This window comes from Halomonas sp. V046, from assembly GCF_052645355.1.
In genome coordinates, this window is sequence record NZ_JBQXYF010000089.1 from 1 (window position 1) to 255 (window position 255).

A 255-nucleotide genomic window follows, 5' to 3' on the forward strand; every position below is an offset into this window, starting at 1 on the left:
GGCGTTGGCGTCGGCCGTGGCCTCCGGCGCGGTATCCAGGATCTGGATGTCCAGGCTGTCGCTGGCGGTGTCACCTTCGTTGTCGGTAACCACGATCGCAAAGCTGTCGACGACATTGTCATCCGCGGCGTTGTGGCTCGCCGCACCACCGGTCTCGGTGTAGCTGTACTGGAAGGTGCCGCTCTGGGCATCGAAGCCGGTGATGGTCAGGCTGCCCTGGCCATCGGTATTGGGGATCGTCACCGGGGTGCTGAA

Annotated in this window: 1 protein-coding gene; it reads right to left on the minus strand. The window is 64.3% G+C overall.

All coding sequences use genetic code 11. The features are described from left to right. On the minus strand, positions 1-255 hold a 255-nt coding region (locus ACUN9Y_RS22375), incomplete at both ends, for a VCBS domain-containing protein (RefSeq protein WP_445462937.1).